The sequence below is a fragment of the Verrucomicrobiia bacterium genome, from assembly GCA_019634625.1.
Classification (GTDB): Bacteria; Verrucomicrobiota; Verrucomicrobiia; order Limisphaerales; family CAIMTB01; genus CAIMTB01.
Genome location: JAHCBA010000049.1, coordinates 25,955 through 44,504, shown reverse-complemented (window position 1 = coordinate 44,504; position 18,550 = coordinate 25,955). Strand labels below are relative to the sequence as shown.

Annotated in this window: 14 protein-coding genes; 12 read left to right on the top strand and 2 right to left on the bottom strand. The window is 67.5% G+C overall.

Going from position 1 to position 18,550, the window contains the following annotated elements; genetic code table 11:
* Window positions 1-103: 103 nt before the first annotated feature.
* From KF833_21240 to KF833_21225, 4 genes are all read left to right on the top strand, one after another.
* Window positions 104-1,564 (top strand): Gfo/Idh/MocA family oxidoreductase, encoded by a 1,461-nt coding sequence (locus tag KF833_21240; GenBank protein MBX3747840.1) that lies wholly within the window; start codon window positions 104-106, stop codon window positions 1,562-1,564.
* A gap of 459 nt (window positions 1,565-2,023) precedes the next feature.
* On the top strand, window positions 2,024-2,377 hold the full coding sequence (locus KF833_21235; GenBank protein MBX3747839.1) for an Hsp20/alpha crystallin family protein: 354 nt from the start codon (window positions 2,024-2,026) through the stop codon (window positions 2,375-2,377).
* A 79-nt stretch (window positions 2,378-2,456) separates the two neighbouring features.
* Window positions 2,457-4,850 (top strand): endopeptidase La, encoded by a 2,394-nt coding sequence (lon, locus tag KF833_21230; GenBank protein MBX3747838.1) that lies wholly within the window; start codon window positions 2,457-2,459, stop codon window positions 4,848-4,850.
* Complete coding sequence (locus KF833_21225; protein MBX3747837.1) at window positions 4,847-5,632, top strand: outer membrane lipoprotein-sorting protein; 786 nt, start codon at window positions 4,847-4,849, stop codon at window positions 5,630-5,632. The genes lon and KF833_21225 overlap by 4 nt, the downstream gene beginning before the upstream one ends.
* 6 nt (window positions 5,633-5,638) lie before the next feature.
* Here the strand turns inward: KF833_21225 and KF833_21220 are convergent, their stop codons facing one another.
* Together KF833_21220 and KF833_21215 are read right to left on the bottom strand one after the other, a co-directional pair.
* Window positions 5,639-6,913: a hypothetical protein gene (locus KF833_21220; GenBank protein ID MBX3747836.1), complete on the bottom strand. Its 1,275-nt coding sequence runs from the start codon at window positions 6,911-6,913 to the stop codon at window positions 5,639-5,641.
* A gap of 143 nt (window positions 6,914-7,056) precedes the next feature.
* Entirely contained in the window at window positions 7,057-8,964 is a 1,908-nt protein-coding gene (locus tag KF833_21215) for a S9 family peptidase (protein ID MBX3747835.1), read from the bottom strand.
* A 541-nt stretch (window positions 8,965-9,505) separates the two neighbouring features.
* Between KF833_21215 and KF833_21210 the strand changes: the two genes are divergently transcribed.
* The 8 genes from KF833_21210 to KF833_21175 all read left to right on the top strand — a co-directional run bounded on the left by KF833_21210 (window position 9,506) and on the right by KF833_21175 (window position 18,433).
* Complete coding sequence (locus KF833_21210) at window positions 9,506-10,288, top strand: MBL fold metallo-hydrolase (GenBank protein ID MBX3747834.1); 783 nt, start codon at window positions 9,506-9,508, stop codon at window positions 10,286-10,288.
* On the top strand, window positions 10,285-11,997 hold the full coding sequence (locus KF833_21205; protein MBX3747833.1) for a TIGR03790 family protein: 1,713 nt from the start codon (window positions 10,285-10,287) through the stop codon (window positions 11,995-11,997). The genes KF833_21210 and KF833_21205 overlap by 4 nt, the downstream gene beginning before the upstream one ends.
* Before the next feature lie 49 nt (window positions 11,998-12,046).
* On the top strand, window positions 12,047-12,631 hold the full coding sequence (gene maf, locus KF833_21200; GenBank protein ID MBX3747832.1) for a septum formation protein Maf: 585 nt from the start codon (window positions 12,047-12,049) through the stop codon (window positions 12,629-12,631).
* 67 nt (window positions 12,632-12,698) lie between these two features.
* A complete protein-coding gene (locus KF833_21195) occupies window positions 12,699-13,583 on the top strand; it encodes a prephenate dehydrogenase/arogenate dehydrogenase family protein (protein MBX3747831.1) in 885 nt (294 codons plus the stop codon).
* 11 nt (window positions 13,584-13,594) lie between these two features.
* Window positions 13,595-14,902, top strand: a complete 1,308-nt coding sequence (locus KF833_21190; GenBank protein ID MBX3747830.1) for a 3-phosphoshikimate 1-carboxyvinyltransferase — start codon at window positions 13,595-13,597, stop codon at window positions 14,900-14,902.
* Window positions 14,899-15,552: a (d)CMP kinase gene (gene cmk / locus KF833_21185; GenBank protein MBX3747829.1), complete on the top strand. Its 654-nt coding sequence runs from the start codon at window positions 14,899-14,901 to the stop codon at window positions 15,550-15,552. The genes KF833_21190 and cmk (KF833_21185) overlap by 4 nt, the downstream gene beginning before the upstream one ends.
* Window positions 15,549-16,208, top strand: coding sequence for a (d)CMP kinase (cmk, locus tag KF833_21180; GenBank protein MBX3747828.1), 660 nt, complete (start codon window positions 15,549-15,551; stop codon window positions 16,206-16,208). The genes cmk (KF833_21185) and cmk (KF833_21180) overlap by 4 nt, the downstream gene beginning before the upstream one ends.
* A gap of 137 nt (window positions 16,209-16,345) precedes the next feature.
* Entirely contained in the window at window positions 16,346-18,433 is a 2,088-nt protein-coding gene (locus KF833_21175; protein ID MBX3747827.1) for a UDP-N-acetylglucosamine--LPS N-acetylglucosamine transferase, read from the top strand.
* Window positions 18,434-18,550 lie beyond the last annotated feature (117 nt).

The window sequence follows — 18,550 nt, the reverse complement described above, 5'->3', positions numbered from 1 at the left end:
TCGGCGGGCACAGAGCTCAAAAAGGGTTGTCCGCCGGGATGCGGGCACCCGATACTCAGGAAATTCCCGGATCGATTCCCAACCCCAACCCCAAGACAAGCCCATGAGTGTACGCATGCATCGTCGATCGTTTTTCAAGACCACGGCCGTGGCATCCGCCGCCCTGGCCCTGCCTGCCGTTTCCTGGAACCGGGTTTACGGAGCCAACGACGCCCTGAGGGTGGCGGTGGTCGGGTTCAAGGGGCGCGGCAACGACCACATCAACAGTTTCCTGAGGATTCCCGGGGTGCGGGTGGCGGCCTTGTGCGACTGCGACCAGCGGGTGCTGGATGGCGCGGTGTCGAAACTCAAGGAGCAGGGACACGACGTGAAGGGGTATCTGGACGTTCGGGACTGCATTGCGGACAAGGACATCGACATCATCTCGACGGCGACGCCGAACCACTGGCATGCGCTGATCTCGGTTTGGGCGTGCCAGGCGAACAAGGACGTGTACCTGGAGAAGCCGGTGTCCCACAACGTGTGGGAGGGGCGGAAGGCGGTGGAAGCGGCGCGGAAATACAGGCGGATTGTACAGACCGGGACGCAGAGCAGGTCGAGCCACGCGATTCAGGAGGCGGTGGACTGGGTGGCGGCGGGGAACATTGGGAAGATCAAGGTGGCTCGGGGGCTGTGTTACAAGGCGCGCGCGAGCATCGGCAAGGTGGACGGGCCGCAGCCGATTCCGGAGCACATCGACTACAATCTGTGGTGCGGGCCGGCCCCGATGTCGCCGTTGATGCGGCAGAACCTTCACTACGACTGGCACTGGGTCTTCGAGACCGGCAATGGGGATCTGGGCAACCAGGGGATCCACCAGATGGACATTGCGCGATGGTTCCTGGGCGAGATGGAGTTGTCTCCGGTGGTGCTGAGCGTGGGGGGGCGGCTGGGGTACGTGGACGACGGGGACACGCCCAACACCCAGGTGGCGTACCACGGGTATGCCAAGGCGCCGCTGATCTTTGAGGTGAGAGGTTTGCCGAAGGACAAGGCGGGTCAGGCGGAGTGGGGGCGCAATATGGACCGGTACCGGGGCGGTTCGGTGGCGGTGGTGGTCGAGTGCGAGGGAGGACATGTGCTGGTGCCGAACTACAACAGCGCGATTGCCTACGACAAGGATGGCACCGAATTGAAGCGATGGAACGGGACCCGCAACCACTACGAGAACTTCATTGCGGCGGTGCGGAGCCGGCAGGTGGAGGACCTGACCGCGGACATTCTGGAGGGTCACCTTTCGAGTGCGCTTTGCCATACCGGCAACATCTCGCACCAACTTGGGAAGGAGCAGTCGGTGGGCGCGATCCGGGAGCAGATTCGGGAACATGCCTCCTTGGAGGAGGCCTATGACCGGATGGTGGAGCACCTGCAGGCGAACGAGGTGGATCTCGATGCGGATCGGATCACGCTGGGCGTCGGGTTGCGGATGGATCCGTCGAGCGAGCGGTTCCGGGGGAATCGCGAGGCGAACCGGTTGCTGACCCGGGAATATCGCGCGCCGTTCGTGGTGCCCGAGGTGGTGTAAGCCCATTGGCAGCCCATTGGCAGCCCATTGGCCCCAGGGCGTCGTGTCCCCCCCCCCGGTCGGCGTTGCGCCAGGTGCGGGGGGGGCGACGGGACCGGCGGGTGGGAAGGAGGCCGGGAGTGAGGACCGGAGCGAGGATGCGTCATGGATTGGCAGGCGTGGACGGCACTGGGGATTGTGGCCCTATCGGCGGGCGGGATGGCTTGGAAGGCATGGCATCGCGGCGGGGGGTGCGGAGGGGGATGTTGCGGGAGGAAGGGATGGAAGGGCGGCGGCTCCGGGGGGAATACCTCTGGGGGAGGGAGATAGGAAGCATGGGACGCCGGGGCGGGGCCTGCAAAAGTCCGGGTCGATGTCTTGCGTGGCTGGACGCGGTGTCGTAACCTCCGGTCACTGGGCATGGCTTCCTCGAAGATCAGTACCGCGGCTAAGTTTGTCACGACGCGGCCCAAGGCGCCCATGAAGACGGCAGGCAATGGCGTGGCTTGGGTCCCGAACGTGGATGTGTTTGCGCACGACGAAGGAATCGTCGTGAAGGCGGAGCTGGCGGGAATCCGGCGTGAGGACCTGTCCTTGACCGTCGATGGGAATCGTTTGCGCATCAAGGGCATACGACGGGATTGTCCGCGGGCCCCCGGCTCGCGTTTCCTGATGTTGGAGATCGAATACGGGGCGTTTGAGGCGGCGGTGGAGTTGCCTTTGGGCACGGACATGGCGAGCGCGCGGGCGGTGTACCTGAACGGGTTTTTGCGGGTGGAGTTTGGGCGATTGGGGGAGACGGCGGGAGGGCCGCAGCGGATTGAGGTGGCCTGAGGCAAACGGTGGGAGCAAACGGTGGGAGCGAACGAGGGCGGCACGGGAAGGAGGACGTGGCCTTCGTCATAATCTTCGCATGGGAGGTCTGGATACCGAGTTCATCAGTCTGGTACGGGATGCTGCGGTGCCTTCCGGGGAGGAGGGGCCACGGGCGGAATTGCCTGGGGAGCTTCCGGTACTGGGGTTGTCGGACATTGTGATTTTTCCGGGCAACGTTTCGCCGTTGCTGGTGGATTCGGGATCGAGCATCCGGTTGGTGGACGACGTGGTAGCGGGGGGCCGGCTGTTGTGCCTGGTGTTGCAGAAGCGGGAGGAAGTGGCGGATCCGGCGCCGGAGGATTTGTACGGGGTGGGGTGTGCGGCGCGGTTGCTGAAGATGTTGAAGTACCCGGACGGGACGGCGCGGATTCTGGTGGAGGGGTTGGAACGGGTTCGGGTGGCGCGGTACACGTCACGTCAGCCGTATTTGAAGGCGCGGGTGAAGGTGCTGCCGGAGAAGGAGGATGGCACGGCGCGGACGCAGGCGATGATGCGGGCGCTGCAATCGCGATTTCAGGAGGTGTTGAAGATATCGCCGCCGGTGGGGGAGCACATCAAGCTGGCGTCGTTGAATGTGAGCCAGCCTGGGCGTCTGGCGGATCTGATTGCGGGGACGCTGCAGTTTCAGTTGTCGGAGAAGCAGCGGTTGCTGGAGACGCCGGTGGTGGAGGAGCGGATGGCGTTGCTGGCGCCGTGGCTGGAGCGGGAACTGGAGTTGAGCGCGTTGGGGGCGAAGATCCAGGACGAGGTGAGCAGCACGCTGAGCAAGAGCCAGCGGGATTATTTCCTGCGGGAGCAATTGCGGGTGATCCGGCGGGAGCTGGGGGAGACGGACCCGGCTCAGGCGGAGTGGAATGCGTTGCGGGAACAGATTGAGCGGGCCGGGTTGCCGTCGGAGGTGGCGGCGGTGGCGCAACGGGAACTGGAGCGGCTGGCGACGATTCCGCCGGCGGTGGCGGAGCACACGGTGGTGCGGAATTACCTGGATTGGATTCTGCAGCTTCCCTGGAGGCAGACGAGTGCCGACCGGCTGGATCTCGGGGCGGCGAGCCGGCTGCTGGACCGGGAGCACTACGGGTTGCAGCGGGTGAAGGACCGGCTGCTGGAGTTCCTGGCGGTGATGCAGCGCAAGCCGGATTCCGGGGGGCCGATCCTGTGTCTGGCGGGACCGCCCGGGGTGGGCAAGACGTCGTTGGGTCGGAGTCTGGCGGATGCGCTGGGCCGGCAGTTCATCCGGATTGCGCTTGGGGGCATGCGGGACGAGGCGGAGATCCGGGGGCATCGGCGGACGTATGTGGCGGCGATGCCGGGCAGGATACTGCAGGCGATGCGGCGGGCGGGGACGCGGAATCCGGTATTGCTGCTGGACGAGCTGGACAAGATGGGGAGCGACTACCGTGGGGATCCGGCGGCGGCGCTGCTGGAGGTGTTGGATCCGGAGCAGAACCGGGGCTTCACGGACCACTACCTGGAGATGCCCTTTGACCTGTCGCGGGTGCTGTTCATCACGACGGCCAACTGGCTGGAGCCGGTGCATCCGGCGTTGCGGGACCGGCTGGAGGTGATCGACCTGCCGAGTTACACGCTGGACGAGAAGCTGCAGATCGTGCGGCGGCATCTGCTGCCGAGGTCGCTGGAGGAGCATGGCTTGACGGCGCGTGAGGTTCGGCTGGGGCTTCCGACGCTGCGGCGGATGATCGAGGATTACACCCGGGAGGCGGGGGTCCGGCAGTTGAACCGGGAGATTGCCTCGGTCCTGCGGAAGGCGGCGCGGCGACTGGCGGGAGGGAAGCGAAAGCGGGAGCCGTTTGTGGCGCGGCCGGAGGATCTGGCGTCGCTGCTGGGTCCGCCGCGATTTCTTGGGGAAGGTCGGACGCCGATGGGACAGCCGGGGATTGCGATGGGGCTGGCTTGGACGCCGGTGGGGGGTGAATTGCTGCATATCGAGGCCAGCCGGATGCCGGGGGCTGGGAAGTTGATTCTGACGGGTTCCCTGGGGGAGGTGATGAAGGAGAGCGCGCACGCGGCGTTGAGTTTGCTGCGCGGGCAATCGGAGCCCTATGGCGTGGCGGCGGGGGACCACGAGCGGTACGATTTGCACATTCATGTGCCGGCGGGGGCGACGCCGAAGGACGGGCCGAGCGCGGGGCTGGCGTTGTGCGTGGCATTGGCGTCGCTGTTCAGCGGGCGGTGCGTGCGGGAGGATACCGCGGTGACGGGGGAGATCAGTTTGCGGGGGCGGGTGCTGCCTGTGGGGGGAATCAAGGAGAAGCTGCTGGCGGGGTTGCGGCACGGGGTGCGGCGGGTGATTCTGCCGGAGGCGAATCGGAAGGACTGGCCGGAGCTGCCGCGGGAGGCGCGGGATCAGATTCGGGCCATCTTCGTCGAGTCGGTGGAGCAGGCTCTGCCGCAAGCCCTGAAAAAATCGTGAAGCGAATTGTCTGGATGGTGTTCTTGGCCACCCTGCCGGGGTGGATGTTGCCCTTGGGGGGACAGACCCTGAGCCGGGAAGAGGAACGGGGTCGCGCCTTGGCGGCGGAGGTGCGTTCCCAGCGGCCGGCGGGGCCGACGTCCTCGAACGGGACTTTGCGGCTGCGGGCGGCGGATGGCCGGCGGCAGACGATTCCGGTGGAGGTGGGGGTGGTCCTGGGGACGAACGGGTGGAGCACGGTGTACCGGGCGCGATTTCCGGACGGGAGGCGGGAGGCGTTGCAGGTGGTGGCGCGGCCGGAGGCGGCACCCCAATTCGTGCTGCAGCGGACGACACGGGACGGGAATGTTGCGGAGCGGCGTTTGGAACGGGCGGACGAGCTGTTCACGGCATTTGCGGGGACGGACTTCTGGTTCATGGACCTGGGGATGGGATTTCTGCACTGGCCGGAACAGCGGGTGATCGGACGGGAGACGCGCCGCACGCGGAGTTGCCAGATCCTGGAGAGCCGGAATCCGAATCCGGCACCCGGGGCGTACCGGAGGGTGGTGACATGGATCGACGAGGAGACGGGGGGGATTGTGCGGGCGGAGGCGTATGATTTGTCGAACCGGTTGCTGAAGGAGTTTTCGCCGGGGAGCTTTGCGCGGGTGGGATCGCGTTACGAATTGCGCGACATGGAAATTCGGAATGCGCAGACGGATTCGCGGACCACGCTGCTGTTCGAGGTGGAGAACCCGGAGAAGCTTGGCGTTCGGCACCTGCCGGGGTCGGCGCGTTGAGAGCGGTCAGGGGGTCCGGTGGATGGCGGTCAGGATGGCGTTGCCAACGGCCGGTCCGGTGACGTCGTGGTGCCTTCGGATCTGGGCGTCGGCATGGAGGTTGAGGAGGGCGAGTTCGGCGTGGGCCGCAATGAAATGGGGATCGCCGAGGAGGCCGTTGGCGTGTTCGGCGGGGGCAAGTTTGCGGGCGCCATGGGTGCCGAGGCTGCCGTAGAGGCTGGAGAATGGTGCGGGGGCGGTTTCGGTCGGCGCGGCGAGCATGGAGGCGAGGGCGGTGGCGCGGACGAGGATGGCGTCGTGTCGGGAGCGGGTGACCAGGATGGGGCCGCGGATGCGGCGGTGGGCGATGATCCGGCGGAAGGAGCCGTCCTGTCCGGGGCGATAATCGGCGGTGAAGGCAAATTGGGAAACGGCGGCCTGGAGGAGGGAGAGGGTTTGGATGGCGGGATCTTCGGCGGCATGGGCGGCGGCGAGGACCAGACGGGCGCCGAGGCCATGACCACCGAGGTGAAGGCGCAGTGCGGGGAGGTCGCCGGCGAGCTGCTGGAGGAGGGGGGCGAGACCTTTTTCGCCGATCTGGTCCGCGAGGACGCGCAAGGCATAGCTGGCGCCGAATTCGAGGAACCGGCGGGCACCGTCGGCAAAGGAACCTGGATGGGTGCCGGGCGGGGCGGGTGAGGCGGGGTCGTTGGTGGGGACTGGGGGGCGAAGGCGTTCGAGGATTTCGTGTGGGGTCAATGTGGCGAGCGCGGGCGGTTCCTCCTCCGGGACGAGTGGGAGGGTGGTGCCGCGGTGGCCTCCGACGGCGCGGGCGAAGAGGGTGATGGCATGCTGGACGAAGGCCTCGCGGGCTTCGGGGCGGTCGGGGAGTTCGGGGGCCAGTCGGGCGAGTTCGGTGGTCTCGGATTCGGCTTCGGGTCCGAGCCAGATTCGGAACTCATCGATTTCGCCGGCGAGGGCACGGAGGCCGGCCCCGGGGTCACCGGGGGCGGGGTTGTCCACATGGGCAGGATCGTGTGCTGCCCGGGTCGGCCAGGCGATCAGGGCCAGCGCGAAGGCGCGTGCGGGAGACGAGGGAGGGACGTGGGCGAGGGCTGAGCCGAGCGAGGCGGCGAGGCGGGTGGCGAGTTCCCGGGCCTCGTTGGTATCACGGCAGGCGCCGTGGGCGAAGACCAGGAGGTCGGTGATGGCAGCGTCGCGGAGGGGCCGGATCAGGGCACGGAGCCCGCCGGGATCGACCGGGCGGGCGGCGCGGTCGAACGGGACGACGAGGGATTGCACGGGTGGGGTGGGGGTCGTGGGTGGACGACGACGAACGGGCCTCCATCGGCATGGAAGGTGGGCAGGGTATCGAGGCGGGTCGAAGGGTCACTTCTATTGTGGCAGGCCGGAGACGGGGGGATGGGGCGGATGCGGTTTGGAATTCAACGGGGCCGGGGTTCAAGGATGCGGACGACGGCGGAGGAACCGGGGTGGGGATCTGCGGTCATGGGTTCATAGCGCCCTCCGAGGTGGCGGGCGAGGAACTGTTCCTCGCGGCCCTGGAAGTCGAGGCGGTTTTCGGGACGGGCGAAGCCATGGCCTTCGTCGGGGTAGAGGACGTACACGACGCTGCCGCCGTTCTTCTCGATGGCGGCGACGATCTGTTCGCTTTCCGGTTGTTTGACGCGGGGATCATTGGCGCCCTGACCGATGAGGAGGGGGCGTTGGATCTGGTGGGCGCGGAAGAGGGGCGAGGCGTTGCGGATCAATTCCGCATCGGCGGGGTCGTTCACGTTGCCGATGCGGACATTGAACATGCTGAGCACGGGTTTCCAGTACGGGGGGATGGAGCGGAGGAGGGTTTCCAGGTTGGAGGGACCGACGATGTCCACGCCGCAGGCGAAGACGTCGGGGGTGAAGGCGAGGCCGGCGAGGGTGGCGTAGCCGCCGTAGGAACCGCCGGTGATGGCGACGCGGGCGGGGTTGGCGATGCGCTGGTCGACGGCCCAACGGACGGCGTCGATGAGGTCATCGTGCATTTTGAGGCCCCACTGGCGGTTGCCGGCGTTGAGGAAGTTCTTTCCATAGCCGGTGGAGCCGCGGAAGTTGACCTGGAGGACGGCGTAGCCGCGGTTGGCGTACCACTGGGCCGTGGGATCGAGTCCCCAGGTGTCTCGGGCCCAGGGTCCGCCATGGACATTGAGGACCATGGGGAGGTTAGTGGGCGGGACGCCGACGGGGAGGGTAAGGTAGGAGTGGAGGGTGAGGCCGTCGCGGGCGCGAATGGCGACCGGCTTCATGGGGGCAAGGGTGTAGGTGTCGAGTCGGGGCTGGGCGGTGAAGAGGAGTTCGCCGGACTTTGCGGCGCGGTCCCAGGCGTAGTAGCGGGTCGAACCGCGGTCGGTGGTGAACGCCACGAGCCAGCGATCGTCGGCATCGCTGCGGCTGCCGATGAAGAAATCGCCATCGTGGAGGCGGCGGATTCCGTCGAAGTCGGCCTGCACGGCGGGGTCGATGACGCGCCAGGAGGAGCGGCCGGGCTCGAACGAGACGGCCTCGACGGTGCGGCGGACGGGGTGAATGAGCACGGAGCCAAGGTCCACCTCGGGGGAGGCGGCGATGACCCGTTCGGTGCCGGTGGCGAGGTTACGTTCGAGCAGGGCCGTGGTGTCGCGCCCGAGGGAGGACTCGAGATAGACCGAGCGGCCGTCGGCGGAGAAGCCGTGAAGGGCGAGGATTTCGTCGGGACCAACGGTGAGGAGGGTTTTCCAGGGGGCCCCCGGTTCGTCGCGGATGCGGAGTTCGGTGCCGCCGTCGGCAGTGGCGACGGTGGCGCCACGGACGCGGAAGAGGGCGTCGGGGGTCCAGTCCACGACATCGCCGGGGTTTTCGGTGTCGGGGGTGAGGGCACCGGAGACGATATTGAGGCGATGGACATCGAAGACGGTGCGGTCGCGGGCATTGAGGCTGACGAGGACTTCGTCGGGGAAATCGCGGTGGGTGGCGACGATGTCGGCCCGGACTCCCTGGATGGCGGTGAAGTTGCGGACGTTCCCGGAGGCGAGATCCACGCCATGGATTTGGTAGTCTTCGTCACCATCGGTGTCCTGGAGGTAGAGGAGCATGCGGGAGTTGCGCGCCCAGTGGTAGATGCGGATGCCACGTTTGCGGTCGGCGGTGACGATGCGGTCATCCTGTTGACCGACGGTACGGACCCAGATTTGGAGGACGTTGTTGGTATCGGGGGCGAGCCAGGCGAGGGAACGTCCGTCGGGGGCGAGGCGCGGAGCGATACGTTCGGGGTTGCCGAAGAGGACCTCGCGGGGGATGAGGGGAGGGAGTTGGGCCATGGAAGCGGGGACCAGGCCGAGCCAGGCGAGGGTCAGGAGGAAGGCGAGCGCAAGGTGCGGCGACGGGGAAGCGGCCGGGCGAACGAGGTTCACGGGGTGGGACGCTAGGCGAGCAGGAGGCGGGGTCAAGGTTGGGGATGATGGTCGAATCTGTGGAAGGCCTCGGAGAAGCGCCTTTTCGAAGGAAAGGGTTTCCCATCGAAGGAGAGTCACCCAAGGAGGCGGGCTTGGGCGGGTCCACGGCCCACGGCCCACAAAGGCGCAAGGCGACGGGTAAAGGTTTATCACCGGCGGTACCGACAACTGTATTATGTCAGGCCTATTATCTTATTATTTGTATTTGTGCCGTCAACAATACGTTGCCTGGCTTATTGACTGGTCAATGGTCAATATTAAAAAGAATGAAGCATTATCTAAACTTGTAAGTCAACAAACCATAGGATGTGTAATTATATTTCGTCAACAGTACTAAGTCTGTCCAAATATGTGAAATCTTTCGGGTCTTGGAGGGGCGGCGGTGGGGGTGGCAGGGTTTGGGGGCATGGCGTTTGGGTTCACATTCTTGGGGTCGGGGACCTCGGTGGGGGTGCCGGTGATTGCGGGGGAGTACACGGCCGAGTTTCTGGCGAATCCGCGCAATCATCGCACGCGGGCCTCGATCCATGTGGTGACGGGTGGGGTGGGGGTGGTGGTGGATACGGGGCCGGACTTTCGGCAGCAGATGTTGCGGGAGGGGATCCGGTGGCTGGACGCGGTGATCATCACGCATCCGCACGCGGATCACATCATGGGGATGGACGATTTGCGGCGGTACTGCGATGTGCGTGGGGGGAAGGTGCCGGTGTACGCGACACCGGAGACGCTCGAGGCCCTGCGGCGGGTGTACTGGTATGCGTTCAACGGGCCGGTGCCGAAGGGGTATTTCGATCCGGAACCGCATGAGGTGACGGGGCCGTTTCGACTGGGGGATCTGGAGGTGACACCGCTGGCATTGCCGCACGGGCGGATGTCGACGATGGGGTTGCTGTTCCGGCAGGGGGGGCGGCGGCGATTGGCGTATTTGAGTGATTGTTCGGCGGTGCCGGACGCGGTGCTGGAGCAGGTTCGGGGGGTGGAGGTGCTGGCGCTGGATGCGCTGCGGCGGACGCCGCACCCGACGCATTTGTGTCTGGACGAGGCGCTGACGGTGGCCCGGCGGATTGGGGCGGAGCGGACGTATTTCACACATCTGACGCACGACTACGATCACGACCGGGACGAGGCGGAGCTTCCGACGGGGGTTCGGCTGGCCTACGACGGTCTCAAGGTGGAGTATCCGGAATGAAGCGAGGCGAGGTTCAGTCGGGCCGGTGGCGGTGGCTGCTGGGGTGGGCGGTGTGGGGGGTGGTTCTTGGGGGAGGCGGCACGGGATGGGGGGAGGAGTACGATCCGTGGGTGGGTGGGGGCGAGGTGGTGTTGCTGTATAACACGGCGGTGCCGGAGTCGTTGGGGGTGGCGGAGCACTATGCGTTGCGGCGGGGCGTGCCGACCAACCGCTGGATCGGGTTGGAACTGCCGACGGGCGAGTCGATCACGAGGCAGCAGTTCGTGACGCAGTTGGAGCGGCCGTTGGTGAGGGCGTTGCGGGACCGGGGACTGGTGCAGATCCGGGACGAGATCCGACCGGCGACGGAGACGGCGCCGGGGAGCATCCTGGAGGTGGTTACCGACGCGCCGTTCCGGTGCCTGGTGGTGTGTTACGGGGTGCCGTTGAAGATCGGGGAGGATGCGGCGTTGCAGGAGGCGGGGATCGAGGGTCTGCCCGAGACGTTGCGGGTGAACCGGGCGGCGGTGGACGCCGAACTGACGGCCCTGCCGATGCTGTTGGCGGGGGCGCCGCGGATGGGGCCGATCGGGAACCGGTTTTTCGGGGCGACCAATGCGTCGGTGCTGCATCCGCGGAACGGGGTGCTTGTGGTGGGCCGACTGGACGGTCCGACGGCGGAATTGGCGCGGGGGTTGGTGGACCGGGCCATTGAAGCGGAGCGGCACGGATTGGTGGGGCGGGGTTATTTCGATGTGCGGAGCATTGGGCATCCGGCGTACCAGGTGGGGGACCAGTGGATCTCGAATGCGTGGGCGGTGGTGAGCCGGTACGGGTTTGACACGCACCTCGACCGGGAGCCGGGCACGCTGCCGGCCGGGTTTCCCATGAGCCACACCGCGTTTTATGCGGGGTGGTACGACGGGCATGTGAGCGGGCCTTTCCAGGGGGGGACGGTGGAGTTCACGCCGGGGGCGGTGGGGTACCATCTGCATTCCTTCAGTGCGGCGACGTTGCGGGCGGCGGACCGGCACTGGGTGGGTCCGCTGGTGGCGGCGGGGGTGACGGCGACGATGGGGATGGTGCATGAGCCGTATCTGCAGGGGACGCCGGATGTGGGTTTGTGCTTTGCGCGGCTGCTGTTTTCGGGGTTCACCTGGGGGGAGGCGGCATTGGTGTCGCAGCGGTTTCTTTCCTGGCAACTGACGGTGGTGGGGGATCCGTTGTACCGGCCGTTCCGGATGAGCGCGCTGGACCGGGCGAAGCAGCTGGCGGCGGCGGGGGACGGGCGGTTGGACTGGCTGCTGGTGAGTCTTTACAACCGGAAGCGGGAGGCGAGCGGGGATGCGGCGGGGGTGCTGAAGGAACTCGAGGAGGAGGCGCGATTGCGGTTTTCGGCGATTCTGCAGGAGAAGCGGGGCGATCTGCTGGGGGACCTGGGTCGATGGGAGGAGGCGGGCGGGGCGTACCGGGAGGCGTTGCGGTGGCCGACGAGCGGGCAGCAGCGGCGGCGGTTGCAGTGGCTGGCCGGGGAAGCCTACGAGAAGGCGGGACGGGCGATCGACGCCTACGAGCAGTACCGGGATCTTGCCGGGGGGCCGGGAGCGCACTGGGCTCCGGCGATGCTTTACGAACGGTTGGAGGGGCTGGCGTCGGGATTGGGGCGGGGGGAGGAGGCGCGCCGGTGGGGCGAGGAACGGAATCGACTTCAGGCTCCGTCTGCGCCATAGACGGGTCATGCTTGGGCGAAAGCGTCCGTCTTTGGGGAAGGCGCCTGGGATGATTCTGGCCTCGGCCTCGCCGCGGCGACAGGAGTTGCTGGCGCGGCTCGGGGTACGATTCCGGGTGGTGACGTCGTCGGTGCGGGAGATTGGGGCGGGAGTGCTGGCGCCGCACGAGGTATGCCTGGCCAATGCGGGGGCGAAGGCCATGGCGGTGGCACGGCGGCATCCGGGGGCACTGGTGCTGGGGGCGGACACGGAGGTGGCAATGGGGGTGCGGGTGTTTGGCAAACCGCGAAACCGTCGGGAGGCAGTGGCGTTTCTGACGGAGCTGGCCGGGCGCACGCACCAGGTGATCACCGGGGTGTGCCTGGTTTGCCTGGACCGGCACGTGCGGCTGAGCTTTGCGGAGACGACCCACGTCACGTTTCATCCGCTGACGGCCCGGCAGGTGAACGCGTATGTGCGGGAGACCGATCCGCTGGACAAGGCCGGCGCCTACGCGATCCAGGACCGGGGCGAATGGATCGTGGAGGGGATTGAAGGGTCGCTGTCCAATGTCATCGGGCTTCCGTTGGGGGCATTGCGGGAGGCCCTGCGGCAGTTGCCGGCGGAGGTGCGGCCGGCGGGGTGGACGGGATGACGGGGGAACACGACGGGGAGATCGCGACCGCTTGCCTCGGGGACGCGCATGGCGGTTAATCCCGGGCGTGCTTTGGCGGAAGGCGGCGATACTGGGCGTGGGACTCCTTGGCGGCTCGCTTGGGCTGGCCCTGCGACGGCGCGGGCTGGCCGGCGAGGTGACGGGTCTGGTGCGGCGCACGGAGACGGTTGCCGCGGCGGTCCGGATGGGGGCGGTGGATCAGGCGAGCCAGTGTCTGGAGACGGTGGTGGCGGGGGCGGATCTGGTGGTGTTTTGCACGCCGCTTGGCCAGATGGAAGGGCTGGGGGAGCGATTGAACGGGGTATTGGAGGCGGGGGCGGTGGTGACCGACGTGGGATCGGCGAAGGCGGGAGTGGTGGCATCGCTGGAACCGCGGGTGTTGGCGGCGGGGGGGCGGTTCGTGGGGAGCCATCCGATGGCGGGATCGGAGCGGACCGGGGTGGAGGCTTCGCGGGAGGATCTTTTCGAGGGGGCGGTGTCGGTGGTGACGCCGACCGAGGCGAGCGATGCGGAGGCGGTATTGCGGGTGAACGCGCTGTGGGAATCGGTCGGGGCGCGCGTGCTGACGATGGATGCCGGGCGGCATGATGCGCTGGTGAGCCGGAGCAGCCATCTGCCGCATCTGGTGGCCTCGGCGCTGGTGGATTGTGTGCTGGGGAACGGGGCGGATGAGGAGCAGGGGTTGTTGTGTGCCACGGGATTTCGAGACACGACGCGGGTGGCGTTGGGCTCGCCGGAGATGTGGCGGGACATCGGGCTGGCGAACCGGCGGGCGTTGCTGGAGGCGTTGGACCGGTTTGAGCGGTCGGTTGGGGGATTGCGGCAGGCGTTGGCGGCGGGCGACGCGGAGGGGTTGGGAGAGGCGCTGCGGGGAATCCGGGAACGGCGGGAGGAGTGGGGACGTGGATTTTCGAAAGGGGGCGGTGAATGAGCCGGGAGGGGATGCCTGGGTTGCCGGGGTTGCTGGAGATCGAGCCGTTGCGGCGGAACGGCGACTGGCAGGCGCGGGTGACGGTGCCCGGGTCGAAGAGCGTGACCAATCGGGCGCTGATCCTGGCGGCGCTGGGACGGGGTTGGGCGGAACTGCGCGGGGCGCTGTGGAGTGAGGACACCCGGGTCATGGTGGAGGCGCTGCGCCGGCTGGGATACGAGGTGCGGGTCGATCCCGACCCGGCGGAGGGCGCGAACCGGACGATCCGGGTATTGGGAACCGGGCGGGGTCCGGTGGCTGGTGGGACCGGTTCGGCGCCGGTGGATTTGTGGGTGGGCAACGCGGGGACGGCGGCGCGATTTCTGACGGCGTTGGTTTGCCTGGGGGAGGGGGTTTTCCGGTTGCGGGGTGTGGACCGGATGCACGAGCGGCCGCAGGCCGAGTTGTTCGCGGCATTGCGGTCGATGGGGTACCGGATCGAGGCGGGTTCGGACCGGTTGCCGGCGGTGGTGCACGGGGGCGGGCGGCGGGCGGGGCGGTGCCGGGTGAGTGCGCAGGCCAGTTCGCAATTTGCGTCGGCGCTGTTGCTGGGGGCGCGGGTTGGGGGGTGGGACGTGACGGTGGAAGGGGCGGCGGAGGAGGAGTTGCCGTACGTGGAGATGACGCGGCGGATGGCGGATGTGTTTCCGGAGGCGGGCGGGGTGTTCGAGGTGGAGGCGGACGCCTCGAGCGGGAGTTATTTCTGGGGGGCCGACGCGGTGCTTGGGGAGGGGACACGGCGGGCGGGACGGGTGGAGGTGGAACGATGGCCGACGTCGGGGTGGCAGGCGGACGCGGCGTTTCCGGGGTACCTGCCGTTGCCGGCGGAGATATCGCGTCGGACGGATCTTGCGGACAGCATTCTTACGGCGGTGGTGCTGGCGCCGATGGCGGAGCGGCCGGTGCGCTTCACGGAGCTGGGGCGGTTGCGGGTCCAGGAGTGCGAGCGGGTGGCGGCGTTGCGGACCGAACTGGGGAAGTGCGGGGTGCGGGTGGAGGAGGAGGGGGACATGCTGACGGTGCATCCGGCGGAGCGGTTGCATGGGGCGGAGATCGAGACGTACGGGGATCATCGGATGGCGATGGCCTTTGCGGTGCTGGGGCTGCGGGTTGCGGGGATCCGGCTGCGGGATCCGGCGTGTGTGGGAAAGACCTTTCCGAACTTCTTCGCCAAGCTGGCGGCTCCGGTTCCGGAAGGGCTGGGGGTGGGATTGTACGAGCCGGTGACCGGGCGGCGGATTGGCGCGGAGGAAGCTTTGGCGGGAGACGGGACGGCATGAAGAACGCGATAGTGATTGCCATTGATGGTCCGAGTGCGAGCGGCAAGGGGACCTGCGGGCGGTATCTGGCGGGGAAGCTGGGTTTTCTGCTGGTGGACACCGGGGCGATGTACCGGACGTTGACGTGGCACTGCCTGCGGAGCGGCGTGGACGTAAACGACGCCGCGGCAGTGCTGGCGACGGTGCGGGCCTGGCCGGTGGAACTGGCGGTGCAGGAGGGGGAGGTGCGGTTGCTGGTGGACGGGTATTACCCGGCGGTTGAGATCCGCTCGGACGAGGTCTCGAACACCGTGGCGCGGGTCTCGCCGATGGCCGGGGTGCGGATCTGGATGGTGCGGACGCAGCGGGAATGCCTGCGGTTTGGGAATCTGGTGATGGACGGGAGGGATGTGGGGACGCATGTGTTTCCGGAGACGCCGTTCAAGTTTTTCCTGTCGGCGAATGCGGAGGTGCGGGCGCTTCGGCGCAAGGCGGAGGGTTCGGCGGACAACACGGCGGAGCGGGACCGGCGGGACGCGCAGCGGGCGGCGGCACCGATGAAGAGGGCGGAGGATGCGATCGAGGTGGACAATTCCCACGAGAGTCCGGCGGTGACGGCGGAGTATTTGCTGGCTCAGTACGAGTCGATGAGGAGGCGCCTGGGGCTGTGACGGCGACAGCGAGGACATCGCGGGTGGTGGCGATCGACGGCCCCGGAGCGGCCGGGAAGAGCACGGTGGCGCGGGGGGTGGCCCGGGCGCTGGGGTACGCCTATGTGGATACGGGCGCGATGTACCGGACGCTGGCGTGGCACTGTTTGCAGACCGGGGTGGATGTGCGGGAGCCGCGGCGGATCGCGGCGGCGTGCCGGCGTTGGAAGACGCGGCTGCACTGGATGGAAGGCGAGCCGGCGGAGGTGGTGCTGCTGGTGGACGGGTATCGTCCGGTGGGCGAACTGCGCAGCCGGGCGGTGAGCGAGGCGGCATCGGACGTGGCGGTGGTGCCGGCGGTGCGGGCATGGATGAAGCGGATCCAGCGGGACTGTGCGCAGTACGGGGGGTTGGTGATGGAAGGGCGGGACATTGCGACGAACGTCTTTCCCGAGACGGACCATAAGTTCTGGCTGGACGCCTCGGCCGAGGAGCGGGCGCGTCGGCGCCGGGCCCAGGGGATGGACGACGATCTGGGCTACCGCGACCGGCAGGACAGTCAGAGGGCGGCGGCGCCGCTGATGCTTGGGCTGGGGGCTGTACGGATCGACACGACGGGGCGGGCGCCCGAGGAACTGGTGGAAGCGATTGTCACGGCTGTGCGATCGGCGGTGTGATCGGCGGTGTGATCGGCGGTGTGATCGGCGGTGTGATCGGCGGTGTGATCGGCGGTGCCGGGGCCGGGGTGAAATGTGAATGACTCTTGACCCGGCCGCCGCGGGGTTGTGACAGGGCCGCGACAGGCTTGGGGCGCGTGAACAAGGTCCTCATCCTTACGGCGGGTTTTGGAGACGGGCACAACGCGGCGGCGAGGCATCTGCGGGAGGCGCTGGAACGGCTGGGTCCCGAGGTTCGGGCGGAGGTTCACGATCCCTTGGAGATCGCCTACGGCCGGGTGAACCGGTGGATACAGTCGGCCTATCTGGGCGTGGTGCAGCACGCGCCGTCGGTGTGGCGTCGGGTGTACGGGTTGGCGGACGGGCCCGGGGGCATTTCCGGGGTCCGATGGCTGGCGCGGTTGAGGGCGTCGCTGATGGCGATTGTGGAAGCGAGCCAGCCGGACTGGGTGGTTTCGACGTATCCCATCTACGCCCAGGTGATCGAGGACCTGTATCGGGACCATGCGGAGCGTCCGTTCCGGCTGGTCACGGTGGTGACGGATTCGATCACGGTGCATGCCTCGTGGGTTGCGGGGGACACCGATCTTTACTGTGTGGCGAACGAGGCCACGGCGGAGGTGTTGCGGGGGGCGGGCGTCTCGGACGACCGGATTGCGGTTACCGGGTTTCCGGTCAGTCCGCTGTTTGTGGAAGAGCCCGCACCGGAGTTGGAACCCCCGGTGGAGGGTCAGGTCCGGCGGGTGTTGTGTCTGGCCGGGGGAGCGGGTGGAAAAGTGGAGCGGTTGGTGGACGACCTGCTGCGGGTGCGGCATGTCCGGGTGACGGTGACGACGGGGCGGGACAGCGATTTGAAGGCGGAGCTGTTCGGGAGGTTTGGAGGTGACGGGCGGGTACGGATTCTGGGGTGGACCAATCTGATGCCGCGTCTGCTGCGGACCCATCATGTGGTGATCACCAAGGCGGGGGGCGCGACGGTGCAGGAGGCGATTGCGGCGGAGTGCCCGATGATCCTGAACCGGACCATTCCGGGGCATGAGGAAGGGAATGCGCGGCTGGTGGTGGAATCAGGATTCGGGGTGGTGGCGGACGGGCGTCGGGCGACGGTGGCGGCGGTGGAGGGGGCGTTTGCGAACGACGCACGGCGGTGGTGCGAGTGGCGTTCGAATCTGGGGCGGGCCAACCGGCCGGGGGCGGCATTCCGGATTGTCGAGCGCATGCTGGCGGAGGAGGAACCCCGGCCGCGTGGGAGGGTTCAGGCGCGTGCGGGGTGCGAATGGCAGGGGGGGGTGCGGGAGGATGGGAGGCTGGGCGGCAGGGGGGCGACCGCCCTGGGCGGGCCGCTGCTCTGCGATTTCCACATTCACACGAACTACTCGGACGGGCGTCTCACGGTGGCGGAGGTGGTGGATTATTACGGAACGCGCGGGTTCGACTGCATCTGCATCACCGACCACCTGGCCGATCCCCGGCGGTTGCTTGGGAAGCTCTCCCGGCTGAGCCGGCTGACCCTGAGTTCGGCGCAGGTGGAGGAGTATTTTGAAGTGATCCGACGCGAGGCGGCGCGGGCGTTGGAACGGTACGGCATGCTGGTCCTGGCGGGGATCGAGTTCAACAAGGACGGCTACCGGAGGAAGTCGTCGGCCCATCTGCTCGGGCTGGATCTGAAGGGCCCGATCGCGCCCGATCTGGACCTGGTGGACACCATCGCGGCCATCCACGGGCAAGGGGGGCTGGCGGTGGCATCGCATCCGCATCTGATGAAGAGCGAGTGGGGGAAGAACACGCTGCACCTTTGGGAGAACCTCGACACGTACGCTCCGTTGCTCGACGCGTGGGAGATTGCCAACCGCAACAACGTCTTCGCGCCCGTCGCGTTGAAGCAACTGCCCTTTCTGGCGAACAGCGATTTCCACAAGCCCAAGCACATTTATTCGTGGAAGACGCTGCTGCATTGCGCGCGGGATCCGAGATCCATCAAGGAGTGCATACGGCGGAACGAGAAGGTGTCGATGACCTTGTACCGTCGTCCGGACTTGAGGCTGGCGGGAACCCTGGAGGCCACCGGGTGGGTCGGTCGGCATCCGTCCGTCGGGACCATGCCGGTGCCGGAACTCGTCCCCTGCGGCACGCCGATCGCCTTCGGCGCCGGCATCGGGGGGGATGGCGTGCGAGGCGATTTCGGGGATGAACTGCCGGAGCCCCGTCCGATGGCGCAGGTTTAGCCCTAGCCGTGCATTCCGGAGTGGTGGGTAGAGGGGCGCGAACTTCGCGAAGCATCGCCCCGGAGGGCCGGGTTCCACGCGGCCACAACGAAGTGGAGCGTTGGGTTGAGGACTCGC

Bases quoted from the DNA above. Each gene is read 5' to 3' on its own strand.
- KF833_21240 (MBX3747840.1), top strand. From the start codon at position 104: ATGAGTGTACGCATGCATCGTCGATCGTTTTTCAAGACCACGGCCGTG.
- KF833_21235 (MBX3747839.1), top strand. From the start codon at position 2,024: ATGAAGACGGCAGGCAATGGCGTGGCTTGGGTCCCGAACGTGGATGTG.
- lon (MBX3747838.1), top strand. From the start codon at position 2,457: ATGGGAGGTCTGGATACCGAGTTCATCAGTCTGGTACGGGATGCTGCG.
- KF833_21215 (MBX3747835.1), bottom strand. From the start codon at position 8,964: ATGGCCCAACTCCCTCCCCTCATCCCCCGCGAGGTCCTCTTCGGCAAC.
- KF833_21210 (MBX3747834.1), top strand. From the start codon at position 9,506: ATGGCGTTTGGGTTCACATTCTTGGGGTCGGGGACCTCGGTGGGGGTG.
- KF833_21205 (MBX3747833.1), top strand. From the start codon at position 10,285: ATGAAGCGAGGCGAGGTTCAGTCGGGCCGGTGGCGGTGGCTGCTGGGG.
- maf (MBX3747832.1), top strand. From the start codon at position 12,047: ATGATTCTGGCCTCGGCCTCGCCGCGGCGACAGGAGTTGCTGGCGCGG.
- KF833_21190 (MBX3747830.1), top strand. From the start codon at position 13,595: ATGCCTGGGTTGCCGGGGTTGCTGGAGATCGAGCCGTTGCGGCGGAAC.
- cmk (MBX3747829.1), top strand. From the start codon at position 14,899: ATGAAGAACGCGATAGTGATTGCCATTGATGGTCCGAGTGCGAGCGGC.